The sequence below is a fragment of the Flavobacteriales bacterium genome (assembly GCA_021739695.1).
Lineage (GTDB): Bacteria > Bacteroidota > Bacteroidia > UBA10329 > UBA10329 > UBA10329.
Map to the genome: position 1 here is coordinate 23564 of JAIPBM010000034.1, position 14593 is coordinate 38156.

Annotated in this window: 14 protein-coding genes; 9 read left to right on the forward strand and 5 right to left on the reverse strand. The window is 45.6% G+C overall.

Going from position 1 to position 14593, the window contains the following annotated elements:
* Positions 1-87: 87 nt before the first annotated feature.
* Both K9J17_16520 and K9J17_16525 read left to right on the forward strand, forming a co-directional pair.
* Positions 88-1284, forward strand: a complete 1197-nt coding sequence (locus tag K9J17_16520) for a HAMP domain-containing histidine kinase (GenBank protein MCF8278334.1) — start codon at positions 88-90, stop codon at positions 1282-1284.
* 27 nt (positions 1285-1311) lie between these two features.
* Entirely contained in the window at positions 1312-1704 is a 393-nt protein-coding gene (locus K9J17_16525) for a response regulator (protein ID MCF8278335.1), read from the forward strand.
* On the opposite strand, the gene K9J17_16530 is transcribed toward K9J17_16525, so the two are convergent.
* Both K9J17_16530 and K9J17_16535 read right to left on the reverse strand, forming a co-directional pair.
* Complete coding sequence (locus K9J17_16530) at positions 1701-2333, reverse strand: response regulator transcription factor (GenBank protein ID MCF8278336.1); 633 nt, start codon at positions 2331-2333, stop codon at positions 1701-1703. The two genes, K9J17_16525 and K9J17_16530, sit on opposite strands and share 4 nt — an antisense overlap.
* The gene (locus K9J17_16535; GenBank protein ID MCF8278337.1) at positions 2330-4600 is read right to left on the reverse strand and encodes a PAS domain S-box protein; all 2271 of its coding nucleotides are present in this window, start codon (positions 4598-4600) and stop codon (positions 2330-2332) included. Before K9J17_16535 ends, K9J17_16530 begins: the two co-directional genes overlap by 4 nt.
* Positions 4601-4657: 57 nt before the next feature.
* Between K9J17_16535 and K9J17_16540 the strand changes: the two genes are divergently transcribed.
* On the forward strand, positions 4658-5125 hold the full coding sequence (locus K9J17_16540; GenBank protein MCF8278338.1) for an LEA type 2 family protein: 468 nt from the start codon (positions 4658-4660) through the stop codon (positions 5123-5125).
* Here K9J17_16540 and K9J17_16545 read toward each other — a convergent pair whose 3' ends face one another.
* Positions 5126-6562: an aldehyde dehydrogenase gene (locus K9J17_16545; protein ID MCF8278339.1), complete on the reverse strand. Its 1437-nt coding sequence runs from the start codon at positions 6560-6562 to the stop codon at positions 5126-5128.
* Positions 6563-6901: 339 nt separating this feature from the next.
* Between K9J17_16545 and K9J17_16550 the strand changes: the two genes are divergently transcribed.
* From K9J17_16550 to K9J17_16560, 3 genes are all read left to right on the forward strand, one after another.
* Positions 6902-7237 carry a hypothetical protein gene (locus K9J17_16550; GenBank protein ID MCF8278340.1) on the forward strand — a complete coding sequence of 112 codons (336 nt, stop codon included), beginning with the start codon at positions 6902-6904 and terminating at the stop codon, positions 7235-7237.
* Positions 7238-7348: 111 nt separating this feature from the next.
* Positions 7349-9118 carry a HAMP domain-containing histidine kinase gene (locus K9J17_16555; protein MCF8278341.1) on the forward strand — a complete coding sequence of 590 codons (1770 nt, stop codon included), beginning with the start codon at positions 7349-7351 and terminating at the stop codon, positions 9116-9118.
* A complete protein-coding gene (locus K9J17_16560; GenBank protein MCF8278342.1) occupies positions 9115-9816 on the forward strand; it encodes a response regulator transcription factor in 702 nt (233 codons plus the stop codon). Before K9J17_16555 ends, K9J17_16560 begins: the two co-directional genes overlap by 4 nt.
* Before the next feature lie 84 nt (positions 9817-9900).
* On the opposite strand, the gene K9J17_16565 is transcribed toward K9J17_16560, so the two are convergent.
* Positions 9901-10689, reverse strand: a complete 789-nt coding sequence (locus tag K9J17_16565; GenBank protein MCF8278343.1) for an SDR family oxidoreductase — start codon at positions 10687-10689, stop codon at positions 9901-9903.
* A gap of 61 nt (positions 10690-10750) precedes the next feature.
* On the opposite strand from K9J17_16565, the gene K9J17_16570 reads away from it, so the two are divergent.
* Positions 10751-11281, forward strand: coding sequence for a 3-hydroxyanthranilate 3,4-dioxygenase (locus K9J17_16570; protein ID MCF8278344.1), 531 nt, complete (start codon positions 10751-10753; stop codon positions 11279-11281).
* Between the two features lie 113 nt (positions 11282-11394).
* Here K9J17_16570 and K9J17_16575 read toward each other — a convergent pair whose 3' ends face one another.
* Positions 11395-12522: a T9SS type A sorting domain-containing protein gene (locus K9J17_16575; GenBank protein MCF8278345.1), complete on the reverse strand. Its 1128-nt coding sequence runs from the start codon at positions 12520-12522 to the stop codon at positions 11395-11397.
* A gap of 83 nt (positions 12523-12605) precedes the next feature.
* Between K9J17_16575 and uvrC the strand changes: the two genes are divergently transcribed.
* The gene (gene uvrC / locus K9J17_16580) at positions 12606-14390 is read left to right on the forward strand and encodes an excinuclease ABC subunit UvrC (protein ID MCF8278346.1); all 1785 of its coding nucleotides are present in this window, start codon (positions 12606-12608) and stop codon (positions 14388-14390) included.
* A gap of 119 nt (positions 14391-14509) precedes the next feature.
* Positions 14510-14593 (forward strand): GIY-YIG nuclease family protein (locus K9J17_16585; protein MCF8278347.1); only part of this gene is annotated, 84 nt, incomplete at its 3' end.

Consider the following 14593-nt stretch of genomic DNA (forward strand, 5'->3'; position numbering starts at 1 on the left):
CTTTAGAGGTGCTCGGAACTTAGAACATTCCTTAAGCATAGTGCCAACTAAAAACTATTCTGGTTTTTAATTATTCAAAACAGGGAGATGGAACAGATGATTGACTTTTTCAGAAAATTGCTCGAATCTGAGCAGTTCATGCCTCGCTGGGTGTGCGGAAAATGGACCCCTCTTCATGGTTGGATGTATATCCTTGCCGACCTGACTATTTTTCTCGCATACATGGCCATTCCCATTGCGATGGTCTATTTCGTCAGAAAGCGATGGGGAGATCTTCCTTTTAAACGAGTTTTCTGGCTGTTCATCGCGTTCATTGCCTTATGCGGAACAACACATTTGTTGGACGCCATCATTTTTTGGATTCCACTGTATAGGTTGAATGCGCTGGTATTGGTTCTAACGGCAGTTGTGTCGGTCGCGACCGTGGTCGCTATGCTTAAAGTTATTCCAGAAGCTTTAGCCTACAAAAGTCCTAGAGAACTACAGTCCGCTGTAGATACAAAAACGGCTGAGTTGGAAGCTAGAATCGCTGAGTTGAACCGCCTTTCCGTTCGCATCTCACGCAAGAAGGAACAGGTCGAAAATTTCGCTTACATCACTTCACACAATTTACGTTCGCCTGCAGCCAACCTTGTTGGGTTAGTGCGTGAATTGGCAAAAACCGATAGCTTAGAAAAAAAGAACGAGATCATGCCCATGCTGGTAAAGAGTGGGAATCAGCTGATGAGCACGTTAGACGATATTTCACACGTTCTTACCCAAAGCAGCCCATTGGAAGACGCCAGACAGATTGATTTTCATGTATTGGTGAATGAAATAAAACTTGAGTTGAATTCCGAATTCCGTTCAAGCAGCGCCATTGTCAAAGAAGATTTTGGCGAGTGTAAATCGATTGTTTATGCTCCTGATCATCTCAAGAGCATTTTCATCAACCTCATTTCCAATGCCATCCGGTACGCACATCCTCAGCGATCGCCAGTTATCGAACTGAAAACATGGATTCATGACGAGCATGTATTTCTGGAATGTAAAGACAACGGGCAAGGAATCGACCTTATAAAACATGGACAATACTTGTTCCGATTGTACAAGACCTTCCACGAAAACGCTGAAGGAAAAGGAATTGGTCTATTCTTGGTCAGGCATCAATTGGAATCGTTGGGCGGATCAATTGATGTAGGAAGTACTGAAGGAAAAGGAACCACGTTTGTAGTGAAATTCGGTTCCCCGACATTTGAAGATCATGACAACGCACAAGGTGAAGGGATTGGAAATTTTACCTAAATTAGGGTATCCGAAAAACAGAAAGACATGGAAAACTCAAAAGACATATGGTTTGTAGATGACGATGATATTTTCCGTTTCATCGTCAAGGGTTTGATGGATGAAACGGATTATGCTGAACGTGCAGTTTATTTTGATGATGGTGACAGAGCCATCATGAAAATGATTGAGCTGGCGAAGGCTGGAAATCACGAACCGAAGCTCGTTTTCCTTGATCTAAGCATGAAACATTTGGAAGGCTGGCAACTGCTTGACCTGATGAACGAGTTTGGAACAAATTCAAAAGTGGTGATCTTAACATCTTCAGTTGGATTGAAGGATCGTGTGCGTGCAGAAAAAGAACCTTTGGTACACGGTTATCTTACAAAACCAGTAGACAGGTCTCAGCTCGTAGCCTACATAAACACCTTAGCTGCTTAGTCCCGTACCACCCCCATTTTTAGGGCGTATTTCACCAAACCAACCACATTCTTCACCTCTAATTTTTTGATGAGGTTACGTTTGTGTGTATCCACCGTTCGGATTCCACAATCGAGCCTATCGGCTATTTCTTGATTGGTGTATTCTTGGGCTATGAGCCGTAATACTTCATCTTCCTTCTTGGTAAGCATTGGCCCCATTTTCTTAGCGCCCTTCGTAAACTCATCAGAGATCTTCGATAATACATCAGCACTGAAATGCTGCTTATTATCTGCCACATCTTTGATGGCATCGATGATCTCTGCCTTGGTGGAATGCTTGAGTATGTATCCTGAAGCCCCGGCCTGCAGCACTTCTTTGATGAATCGAGGCTCATCGTTGATAGTTACGGCCAACACTTGCGTGTTCGGATACAGCGCACGAATAGCCTTTGTAGCCTCCACCCCACTCATAATCGGCATATTCAGATCCATCAGCACTACATCTATTTGACGTGTGCCGCAGAAATCAAGAGCTTCTTTCCCATTCTGTGCCATTTCCACCACATGAATATCCGGTTCACCTCGCAATAAGGACGAAAGTCCGTTGCGGATCATTTCATGGTCATCTGCAATAAGTATTCTGATCATTGTCTCAAAGAATTGTTCAAAGGTATCTCAACTGTGGTAACGGTGCCCTTTCCTGGTGCAGAATCTATTTCAACCCGTCCATCAAACACTTCCGCCCGTGAACGAATGTTTCTGAGTCCAAAACCTTTTGACGTGGTTTTAGGTTTGAATCCGCTGCCATCATCCTCCACCATCAGCACAATAGAATCTTCGTGATTGATGAGTTGCACGTAAATCTGCGAGGCGTTGCCATGCCGAACGGAATTGTTGATCAACTCCTGACACATTCTAAACAATGCCTTCTCCAGTTCGGGCGAAAACCGCTGGTTCACATCCACTAATTCCAGTCGTATTTTATTCTCAATGGATGCGTTCCACTTATCCACCATATCTTCAATGGCAGGCTTTAGGCCAAACTGATGCAACACATCGGGCATGAGGTTTCTCGAAATATTCTTAACCTCGGAAATGGCAATACCGATGTTGTCTTCCAAGGCCTGAACACGTTCAAACAAGGGACTTGAATCCTCCAACTCATCTAATCCTGATTTCAAATGTTGGAGATTGAGTTTGATAGCCGTAAAAAGTTGACCAAGACCATCATGTAGCTCTTGCGAAACGCGCGTCCGTTCGTTTTCCTGTCCTTCAATAAGCGCTTCGCGATTATGTTTTTCGAATTCCTTCGTTTCGGTCACGTTTCGGGCAATACAGATCACAGTTATAACCCGTTTTCCATGAAATATCGGAGAAAGAGAGACAGCGTAGGTATTCATACTTGGCTCACCAGGTTTCAGAAGCTTGAATTCTGTTTTCAAGCCCTTTCCTGTGGTAAAAACATGATTGATCAGTTCCATCGAAGCCTGTGCATTCTCTGGAAGCATCACATCTTCAAAGGTTCTACCGGCCCATTTTACATCCTTCGGAAGCTCGCTGTAATCATTCACAGTTAAGATATATCCTTCTGAGTTGATCGTCATAATGAGGTCATCCGCATGGTCGAAAACCGTACGCCATCGTGCTTCAGACGATGCCAACGCCTCTTGAGCCATTTTTCTGGCAGTCACGTCACTTCCAACTGCCTGATATCCAAGTAAGGTTCCTGAGTTACCGAAAAATGCAGTTACAGACCATTCTTGCCAAACCAGATCACCTTCATGGTTATAATTCCGGAGCTCTAAGGTTTTGCTTGGTTCCGCGGCTGAGAGCGTTCGTAGTTCACGCTCGCATTTGTCAAGTTCTTCTGGCGGAAAAAGGGTAACAAACTTGATGTTATCACTTTTCGTTTTAAATGCAAAGAAGTTAGTAAATGCGAGGTTGCTGAATAGAATCCTGCCTTCTGGATTTACCCTGCATATCATCTCCTTTTGAGCCTCAACAATACTCTGGTAACGATACTTCATACTGGAAAGCTCGTTCTCCATCTTGCGCATGTCGCTCACGTCTACAACTGAAACAAGCACTAGAGACCACGAATCTTCATGTCCGGGAAGTACATTCAGGTTGAACAGCAAGTTGTGAGAGTTTCCCTTCAGGTCTATAATTGTGGCTTCCGACTGATACTTGGTTTTACCTTCCGCCAGTGCTACAAATTCTTCTAAGAATACTTTTTCAGAATCCTTTGTGAAATTGTGCTTTAACCGAGAAGTGATAGATGCTTTATCATCAGCAGCATTCATTTCCACGGTGGTTCTGTTCACATTCAAAATCTTGATCAGGCCAATGCACTTATTCAAGGATTCCGGACTCCGCTTAAAATGTCTTCTGAAATTGTCTATCCCTTGCGCCTTCAGTTCTTCAATGTAATTCCGCACTTCAGAAAAGTCTTCTTCCCAAAATCCTATAGGTGCATTATCGAATATGAACTGGTATTTCTTCTCTGCCAATCGTGCATCGGTTACATCACGCGAAACACCTATTAGCCCAATGATCTTTCCTGCAGAATCGAACAATCCAGATTTATGGGTGGAAAAGGTTTGAGTCTTCTTCCCGTCTACGCTTTGACTCTCGTAAATGATGGACTTGCCTGTGCGATACAGGTTTTCATCCCGTTCCATGTATTTCCAACCTTCCTCGCCAAGTAGATCGCGGTCGGTCTTTCCGATCACATCATCTACTTGCAATCCGAAAAAAGCGGCTCCCGCCTCGTTTATGGTGATATATCGACCGTCCAGATCTTTCGCATAAATGGAATCGGATGCTCCTTGGATGATACTGTTCAGCAATTCATTCTCACGCGTAAGCAATCGAATCTGCTCTTCAGCACGCAGCACAACGGTTTCTTTAGACATGGAATGACTTTGAGCGAACTAATTTAGTTTTACACTCGCAACTTGCATCCTTTTTCCATGAAAATCAGTCCGATTTTATTTCTTCTTGTTTTGCTTGGATTGAATTCGTGCATGCAGATTGAACCCTTGGCTGTAAAGACAGTAACTTGTTGCGAACTGAAAAAGGCGTTGAAATCTGAAACCGAAGTTGCTTTTTCCATCGAATTGAGTAATCCAAACCCATTTCCCATCAATATTAAAAAGTATGATCTGGATGTTCGGATAAATGGAAATACAATTGGAACCACCGAGAATACCGAACTGACGGCCATCCCAGCCAACAGCACGGTTGAGAAAACGATAAGCGTAACCGCCTCCACCGAAAAACTGATGAGCGGAACCTTGATGATGGGATTGAGCGCACTGCTGAAAAACGACCCCACAACATTGGAGATTGAAGTGGCCGGTTACGTAGTAGGAAGCGCTAAAGGGTTGTCGAAACGCGTTCGGATACATGAGAAATATCCGCTGAAAATGCACCCCTGATCAGAACATCGGAATGCACACATTCTTGGGCTCGGTGAAGAACCGCAAGGCTTCCCAACCGCCTTCGCGCCCAACACCAGATTGCTTTACACCACCGAACGGAGTTCTCAGATCACGCACCAGCCAGCAGTTTATCCATACAATTCCAGTATGCAAATTGGCAGCTACGCGATGTGCTTTCGTCAGATCATTTGTCCAAACCGTTGTTGCAAGCCCGTATTTGGTTCCATTGGCATAGCCCAAAACCTCTTCTTCTGTTTCGAAGGGTTGAATGGTAACCACTGGGCCAAAGATCTCTTCCTGATTTGTACGGCAGGTTTCTGGCAAACCTTCAATAATGGTCGGTTCAATGAACCAACCGCCCATTCCCGTTTCGGCCTCTTTTCCGCCACAAAGGACTGTTCCGCCTTCTTCTTTGGCCAGTTGAACATAGGATAGAATCTTATCGAAATGCGGTTTGGAGACCACAGCGCCAAGTTTCACATCTGGTGATTTAGGGTCGCCCACTTTCATGGCTTTCACCAGCTCAACGAATCGGGTTTTGAACTCCTGATAAATTCCTTTCTGAACATAAATGCGCGAGCCACACAGACAGATCTGTCCCTGATTGGCAAAACTGGAATTGAGCGATGTCTTCAAGGCATTATCCAGGTCGCAATCATCAAAAATGATGTTCGGATTCTTTCCGCCCAGCTCTAAAGAAAGTTTCTTGAACATGGGCGCAGCCGTACGTGCAATGGCCTTTCCTGTTTCGGTCCCGCCCGTAAAGGAGATGATCGGAACATCCACATGTTCTGTAATGGCGGAGCCAACCTTCCCTCCTAGCCCGTGCACAATATTCAGCACGCCTTTCGGAAATCCAACCTCATCACAGATCTGCGAAAGCAAGAAAGCTGTCATCGGTGTGATCTCTGATGGTTTGGCCACAACTGTGTTCCCAGATGCCAAGGCTGGAGCTATTTTCCAGGTGAAAAGGTAGAGCGGCAAATTCCATGGCGAGATGCAGCCTGCCACACCAATGGGTTGACGAAGCGTGTAGTTCAGATACTTTCCATCTGTATCGTGCACTTCAGAACTATCGTGCAAAATGGCCGTTGCAAAGAATTTGAAGTTGTCGCTAGCGCGAGGAATATCAACCAACTTGGCCAACCAAAATGGCTTACCGTTGTCGGTAGATTCAGCTTGTGCCAGTTCATCCGAACGCTCCGTTATCCGTTTAGAAACGTTGAGCATGTGCTGTGAACGTTCTTCACGTGTGAGTGCCGACCAAAGTGGAAACGCGGCTTTCGCAGCCTCAACCGCTTGCGCCACATCGCTCGCATCCGAATCAGGAATCAGCGAATAGACCTCGCCCGTGGCAGGATTGTAGTTATCCAAGAACTCGCCTGAGTTTGGGGCCTGAAACTGCCCGTTGATGTAGTTGAGAATCTGCTGCATTGCTGTTGTTTGGGGTAAAAGTAGCCAACTGGCGGTTTTGTGCATGAAGTAGAAAAGACCTCCGTTTCCGGTTTTTCGTTACACACCAAAAAACCTGACACACCTGACATGACGACCCGAAAAGGAGTGTCTGACGAACGGTCTGTCATGTGTGTCAGTATTCCTGTTTTTTTACACAGATCCGTGTCAAAGAATGCCAATTATTTCTCTATCCCTTTGTTCATAAGGCTTTCAAGCTTTTTTGGATGATGATGATTGAGTTTGGCACAGCTATGTGCACGGTAATTGCCTACTGCTAAGCGTCAAACATTGATTCACAAACAACTAAAAACAAATATTATGGAAGACGCATTCAAAAAATTCCTTTACGCTGGTGTTGATCTAGCTGCAGAAGTTTCTTCAAAATTCGAAGAGACTGTTAAAGACCTTATCGAAAAAGGTAAGATCTCTGACGTTGAAGGAAAGAAAATGGTAGATGAGCTTTTCGAAAAAACAGAAGCTCGCAAAGAAGAGTTCGAAGCAAAATATGCTGAGATCAAAGAAAAAGTTGGTATCGTTAAGAAAACAGAAGAAGAAATTCTTGCTGACCTTAAATCAAAAGTTGCTGACCTAGAAAGCAAAATCGGTAAATCTTCTGCTAAAGCTGCTGCTCCTAAAGCAACTGCAAAAGCATAAGTAAAGGCAAAGAAGCGGGGTTGGAGAGTCCCGTACCTTTTCATGGTAAGCGCCCAAGCGAAAGTTTGGGCGTTTTTTTTGTCCCATAAAGCGTATGGCAGGCGTTAAAAAGTGTTAAGCATAAAATACAGGCACGACATCGAACGTACCTTTGACGTGTTGGGAAAGAATACGATAAAAGCGACCATTATTCTGATGACCGTAGCCTTGGTTGGGCTGATCGGTATACAGGTGTATTGGATAAACAGTGCGGTGATCCTGCGCCAGCAAAAGTTCCAATCTACCGTGAACGAGGCACTCGGAAACGTGGTGTATCAATACGAAAAGCTGAAAACTGCCGAAAGTTTGGCCATGAAAATGGACCTGCGCGAAAAACGCAGAAGGTTGGTTTTTGAGATGGACTCCATCAACCGCGCCATTCGCAGAACGCAAGACAGTTTGATGTTTCTGCAGCAATCGAAATTTGATGGTCTGCCAAACCCCAAAGGAGTTGGCTTCAGCAACGATCACGAAGTGTTTTTCTCTTCAGACGGAAGCTCTGTTCAAGGTTTTGGCGATTTTGGACAAGCACATTTCCAAGTAAGTGTATACGAGGAGTTTTTGGTCGATTCGGGCGGAACGTACGTGAAAAGAAGTCGTCAAAAGCATTTTGAATCTCCCAATTTCGGACCTATCCGAAAACCTGTTCTGCCAGAATCGAAGGACGATATGACGTGGTATGTCGATTCGATGAAACAGGCGCAGGCAATGAATTTACAGTGGCTGGAAAAACGTGCCGATATGGTAAACGAGATCTTCGAAGAGATTGTAAACGTTGACCTCTACAACCAATCGGAAGGCATCGATACCGTAGCGCTGGATTCGCTTTTGAAAGAGCAACTGAAAGACAAGGGAATTGGCGCTGAATATGCTTACGGCATTTTCGACCCTTTTATGAACGCTTATTTCATGCAAGGAGATTCGGACGAGGTCGAGGGCATCATCACATCTCCGCACAAAGTGAATCTGACTCCTGGAAACGTGTTCAGCCAGCCTAAATTCCTGAGCATCTTTTTCCCAAATCAGAACAAATACCTGCTTCGCACCATGTGGTTGCTGCTTACCATTTCGGCCATGTTCATTCTGGTCATCATCTTCTCGTTCTCTTTCACGGTTTCAACCATCATCCGTCAGAAAAAGGTATCTGAGATCAAGAACGATTTCATCAATAATATGACCCACGAGCTGAAAACACCAATCAGCACCATTTCGCTGGCGTGCCAAGCGCTGAGCGATCCTGACATCAAAACAAGGGAAGGAATCGTGGATAATTACATCAACGTGATTGCTGACGAAAACAAGCGATTGGCGATGGTGGTGGAGAATGTGCTACGCACGGCTGTGATGGACAAAGGCGAACTGAAACTGAAAATTGAAGCCATCGATGTACACGAAGTGGTGAATCAGGTTTTGCAGAACATGAACATTCAGTTGGAACGCAGAGGCGGTTCGTTCATCACCGATATGCAAGCCACGCAAACCATGGTTCAGGCAGATAAGATCCACCTGACAAACGTGGTTTTCAACTTAGTGGATAACGCCCTGAAGTACACCGAAAAAATACCGGTGATAAAAGTGGGAACACGAAACGAGGCGCACGGAGTTGTGCTATTTGTGGAAGACAACGGAATTGGAATTTCGAAGGAAAACCAAAAGAAGATCTTTGATAAATTGTATCGCGTACCCACCGGAAACATCCATAATGTGAAAGGTTTTGGCCTTGGCCTGAGCTACGTAAAAGCCATTGTTGACAAGCACAACGGCTGGATAAAAGTGAACAGTGAGCCGAACAAAGGCAGTCGATTTGAAATACTCATCCCCCATAAATATAACCAAGCATGAGCGCAGAAAAGATCAAGGTACTACTTACAGAAGATGACCCGAACTTGGGGATGTTGCTTCGCGAATATTTGAACGCCAAAGGCTACGAAACCACCTTGGCCGAAAACGGAAAGATCGGCTACGAAAAGTTTTCGCAGGGCGGATTTGACATCTGCATTTTGGATGTGATGATGCCCGTAAAAGATGGCTTCACATTGGCTGAAGAAATACGTCAGACAGACAAGCAAATGCCGATCATTTTCCTTACTGCCAAAAGCATGAAGGATGATAAAGTGAAAGGATTTACGGCCGGTGCAGACGATTACATAACCAAACCGTTCAGCATGGATGAGCTTCTTATGCGTATGCAAGCCGTGCTAAGAAGAACGCTGCCAGAAACCGCCAAAGCCAAAAAGAAAGCTTCGCTGACAGTTGGCAAATTCGTGTTCGATTACGACCGACAGGTACTTCTTATTGATGGTGAAGAAAAACGCCTCACCACCAAGGAAGCCGATCTGCTTCACATGCTATGCGAGAACCGCTACGATGTACTGGATCGTAATTACGCGCTCAACAAAATTTGGGGCGATGACAATTACTTCAACTCACGCAGCATGGACGTTTACATTGCCAAATTGCGCAAATACCTTTCACTCGACCCAGAAGTGGAGTTGGTGAACGTGCACGGAAAAGGATTTAAGCTGCTGGCGAAGGAGTAAATCAGTTAGAAGTTGATAGAGTAGATGAAGTTGACAGGTCTAATAACCAATCAACTTTGTAAACCAACTAAACTATAAACTAAGTCACAGACTTCCTGTTCTTCCGCCATCAACCGGAACATTGATTCCATTGATGTAACCCGCAAGCGGTGATGCTAGGAACGTAGCTGCTGCTGCCACTTCCCAAGGTTGAGCAAAGCGCTTTGCAGGAACTTCAGCTTTCATATGTGCAGAAACTTCTGCTTCGCTGCTTCCAGATTTCGCAGCCTTGTTGGAGATAATACTTGAAAGTCGTTCGGTTTCGGTAGCGCCTGGCAGCACATTATTCACCGTAATTCCGAATTCGCCCAGCTCATTCGCAAGCGTTTTGCTCCAACTGGCAACCGCTCCGCGAATGGTGTTCGAAACACCCAGACCATGCAGCGGAATCTTCACAGAAGTAGAAATGATGTTGATGATGCGACCGTATTTCTCGGCTTTCATGCCATCAACCAAAGCCTGAACCAGAATATGATTGCACATAAGATGCGAACGGAAAGCCGCTTCAAATTCATTCAGCTCGGCATCAATGGCCTTTCCGCCTGCCGGACCGCCTGTGTTGTTGAGTAGAATGTGGTAAGGCGCAGCTGATTTCATGTGGTTTTCCAGCACAATTTTCAGCGCTTCCGGTTTGCTGAAATCTGCCACGAGGTAACTGTGGCTTTGGCCTTCGACAGTTGCCAATTCCCTTAAAACTGATTTCAATTTTTCCTCGTTACGCGCCAGAAGAGTGACACTTGCACCGGTTTCGGCCAATTGCAAGGCTACTGCTTTTCCAATTCCTGCCGTGCTTCCGCAAACCAAGGCACGCTTTCCTTTAAGATCGATCTTCATGATTGAGATTTGGTCAAAACTACTTGAATTTCCTTACTTTGATCGGAACAAAAACAACGCTATGGCTATTCAAAAACCGTTCAATCTTCAGAAGTGGATAGATGATAATCGCAACCTTTTGAAGCCACCAGTAAGCAACAAGAATCTGTATACAGAATCAGGCGATTACATCGTGATGATCGTTGGCGGACCTAATGCGCGCAAGGATTATCACTACAACGAGACGGAAGAACTTTTCTACCAACTGGAAGGCGACATCAACGTGCGGATACAGGAAGATGGAAAAGCCGTTGACGTTCCTATAAAAGCGGGAGAAATGTTCCTGTTGCCAGCCAATGTTCCGCATTCGCCCATGCGAAGCGAAGGCTCCGTGGGTTTGGTGATTGAACGCGTGCGAAAAGGAACCGACATGCAAGATGGACTGATGTGGTTCTGCGATAAATGCAATCACAAATTGCACGAATACAAGTTTCCCCTTTCCAATATTGAGAACGATTTCCTTCCTCGATTCCGTGATTTCTACGCTTCGGAAGAACTGAGAACCTGCAAAAACTGTGGGCATGTGATGGAATCCGACCCAAGATTCGTGTAGCATCGCGCAAAGACGCTAAGTCGCAAAGAATTGTTTGCGCAAAAAAGAAGGGGCTTCCGATTCAGTCGGAAGCCCCTTTTTCTCTTGGCGTCTCAGCGCCTTTGCGAGAAAAATTACTTGATCACACTCACACGTCCTGTGTGTGCAATATTTCCTGCTTCAGTAACCATTTGGTAAACGTAAAGACCAGTGGCCAATCCGTTCAATTCTACTGTTTGACCATCAACGGTCAACAGCGTTGATTGCAACAATTTACCGCTCATATCCATAATGTTCAGTTGGTAAAGATCACCACCTGTTCTTACACGGATATTTCCGTTAGTTGGGTTTGGATACAATACATTCTGACCAGAAGCAACGATTTCTTCAACTCCGGTACAGCACTCAGAATTATCAGAAACAAACGTAGCCGAAAGTGGAGCACCAGTGACATCTGTCAAGAACTCAACCACATAGTAGCCCAATTCTTCGCTCAAATATCGCATGCGGTAAGTTGTAGTGTTGCTTGGAAGACCAACAAATCCTTGAACAAGCGCAGGAGGCAAAGCCCATCCACCAGAAGCTGTCCAGCCCCAAAGTGTATCAATGGCTGTTTCAACCACATTCATTCGCAATACGTTGTGCAAATCATCCAATGGGTTTGTAAGTGTTCCTTCTCCATCCATCACCGATTGCATGTAGATGGTTCGTTTGATACGAACTGAATCTGGAGCAGGATTCCAAACCAAACCTATTTGTGCAGGAAGCAAACCAGTTGCAAGCACTTTTTGATCAAAAACAGCTGTATCCGTGAAAGCCGTTCCCAACATGGAAGGGAACGTGAAGATGGTCCAAGGATTGGTTGCTGGAATTCCAAGCACCAATGGAACAGGGCTGCCAAGTTGCGGCCCAAGGTCACCTCCAAGTCCGATCACGTCAACAGAACCAGAGTTTACTTCTACGAAACCGTATGCACCAGATTGATCTACAGCCATGTCAGCAGTTGGAAAATCGCTACCACCAGTTACAGTAGTTGGGTCATAGAAGCCTACTTGAAACAGCGAATCTGTCTGAAGCATAGAGAAATCGAAGGTTTGTCCAGCACCAGTTGTTCCCAAACTGATTGAAAGATTTGATACATCTAGGTCGGTACCAAAGGTGAATGATTCTCCTGCTTGTGGGAAATCTACTTCATCAATAATAACCTGAGCATTTGCTGATGCAACTGTTCCCAGAATAAAAAGGGGTAATAGTTTTTTCATGATTTAAGTTAAATGTTTAGCCAAATGTACGCATTGCGCCAAGTTATATTTGTACAGTGAGCGTCACTCAAGCACCAGAGCATATTCAAACCCTTTTAAAGGTCATTCCCGATAACCCGGGAGTGTATCAATATTTCAACGAAGAGGCGAAATTGATCTATGTCGGCAAGGCCAAAAGTCTGAAGAAACGCGTGTCTTCCTACTTCACCAAAGACCGCTACGACAGCCGCAAAACAGCCATTCTTGTTCGGCAGATACGCGATATCAAGTTCATTGTCGTGGCTTCCGAATTGGACGCACTGCTGTTGGAGAACAACCTCATCAAGGAATATCAGCCGAAGTACAACGTCTTACTTAAGGACGATAAAACCTTCCCGTGGATCTGCATCAAGAAGGAACCCTATCCGCGCATTTTTCCTACACGGAGAGTGATAAAAGACGGTTCGCAGTACTTCGGACCCTATGCGAATGTGAAAATGATGCACACACTTTTGGAGTTGGTGCGACAGCTTTATCCTTTGCGCACCTGCAACCTCAACCTCACACAGGAAAACATCAAGGCCGATAAATTCAAAGTTTGTTTGGAATACCACATCGGCAATTGCAAAGGTCCCTGCATCGGCAAGCAGAAGGAAGAAGATTACGAACTCGCCATTCAGAACATCCGCAAGATCATCAAAGGGAACATCCGTGAAGTGCGCGAACATTTAGGCGACCTGATGACCGAATTTTCCGCCAAGTTGGAGTTTGAAGAGGCCCAATTGGTGAAGGAAAAACTGGAGATTCTCGAGAAATTCACGAGCAAGTCGGCTGTCGTGAGTCCTGTGATATCGGATGCCGATGTCTATTCCATCGTATCCGATGTGAAATCGGCCTACGTCAATTACATGAAAGTGATTGAGGGCGCGATTGTACAGGCGCACACCATCGAACTGAAAAAGAAACTCGAAGAAACGGATGCCGAACTGCTGGAAATGGCCATCATCGAACTTTCGCAACGTTTCCAATCGGATGCCAAGGAATACATCGTTCCCTTTGAGATGGAACTCGAGATTCCAGGCGTGAAGATCACTGTTCCGCAGCGTGGCGACCGAAGCACTTTGCTCAAACTATCTGAGCGCAATGCCCTTACTTACAAGCGCGACAAGGACAAACAGACGGAAATCCTCGACCCCGAGCGCAACGTGACGCGCATCATGGAGCAGATGCAGAAGGACCTGCGCATGAAGGAGCAACCGCGCCACATCGAGTGTTTCGACAACTCCAACATCCAGGGCGATCATGCCGTGGCGGCCATGGTCTGTTTCCGCAACGGCAAACCCTACAAGAGCGACTACCGCCATTTCAATATCAAAACGGTGGTTGGTCCAGACGATTTCGCTTCGATGGAGGAAGTAGTACTCAGACGCTACAAACGCATGTTGGAGGAAGGCATTCCGCTGCCACAACTCATCGTTATTGATGGTGGCAAGGGCCAGTTGAGCAGCGCGGTGAAAAGCCTCGATGCGCTCGGACTGCGCGGCAAGGTCACCATCATCGGCATTGCCAAAAAGCTGGAAGAGATCTATTTCCCGGGCGATTCGGTGCCGCTTTACATCGACAAACGTTCTGAAACGCTCAAAATCATACAGAATGCGCGCAACGAGGCGCACCGTTTCGGCATTACGCACCACCGCAACAAGCGCTCAAAGGCCACCGTCAAGTCCGAACTCACCGACATCAAAGGCATCAGCGACAAGAGTTCGCAGCAATTACTCTGGAAATTCCGCTCCGTGAAAAAAGTGAAAGAAGCCACCGAGGAGGAACTGGCCGAAGCCATTGGCAAAGCCAAAGCGAAGGTGGTTTTTGAGCATTTTCATGGGGCGTAGGCCGTACCTTTAGGTTTCGAGCGCCTCAGCCTACGCCTGCGCGCGGTGGGCGTACCCTGAGGTTCTCGAAGGGTACAGCGTGGGTGTCGTGCCAAATAATTCAGAATTAATTTTGTTTCATGTCTGGGTGGATGTACATATTAGAATGTTCTGACGGTTCATTTTACACCGGAAGCACAAAAGACCTTCAAACAAGACTCATC

What these genes read in the sequence shown, in the direction of transcription:
- K9J17_16565 (MCF8278343.1), bottom strand. Translation starts at nt 10,689, where the DNA reads ATGAAGATCGATCTTAAAGGAAAGCGTGCCTTGGTTTGCGGAAGCACG.
- K9J17_16545 (MCF8278339.1), bottom strand. Translation starts at nt 6,562, where the DNA reads ATGCAGCAGATTCTCAACTACATCAACGGGCAGTTTCAGGCCCCAAAC.
- K9J17_16530 (MCF8278336.1), bottom strand. Translation starts at nt 2,333, where the DNA reads ATGATCAGAATACTTATTGCAGATGACCATGAAATGATCCGCAACGGA.
- K9J17_16540 (MCF8278338.1), top strand. Translation starts at nt 4,658, where the DNA reads ATGAAAATCAGTCCGATTTTATTTCTTCTTGTTTTGCTTGGATTGAAT.
- K9J17_16535 (MCF8278337.1), bottom strand. Translation starts at nt 4,600, where the DNA reads ATGTCTAAAGAAACCGTTGTGCTGCGTGCTGAAGAGCAGATTCGATTG.
- K9J17_16525 (MCF8278335.1), top strand. Translation starts at nt 1,312, where the DNA reads ATGGAAAACTCAAAAGACATATGGTTTGTAGATGACGATGATATTTTC.
- K9J17_16575 (MCF8278345.1), bottom strand. Translation starts at nt 12,522, where the DNA reads ATGAAAAAACTATTACCCCTTTTTATTCTGGGAACAGTTGCATCAGCA.
- K9J17_16570 (MCF8278344.1), top strand. Translation starts at nt 10,751, where the DNA reads ATGGCTATTCAAAAACCGTTCAATCTTCAGAAGTGGATAGATGATAAT.
- K9J17_16550 (MCF8278340.1), top strand. Translation starts at nt 6,902, where the DNA reads ATGGAAGACGCATTCAAAAAATTCCTTTACGCTGGTGTTGATCTAGCT.
- K9J17_16560 (MCF8278342.1), top strand. Translation starts at nt 9,115, where the DNA reads ATGAGCGCAGAAAAGATCAAGGTACTACTTACAGAAGATGACCCGAAC.
- K9J17_16520 (MCF8278334.1), top strand. Translation starts at nt 88, where the DNA reads ATGGAACAGATGATTGACTTTTTCAGAAAATTGCTCGAATCTGAGCAG.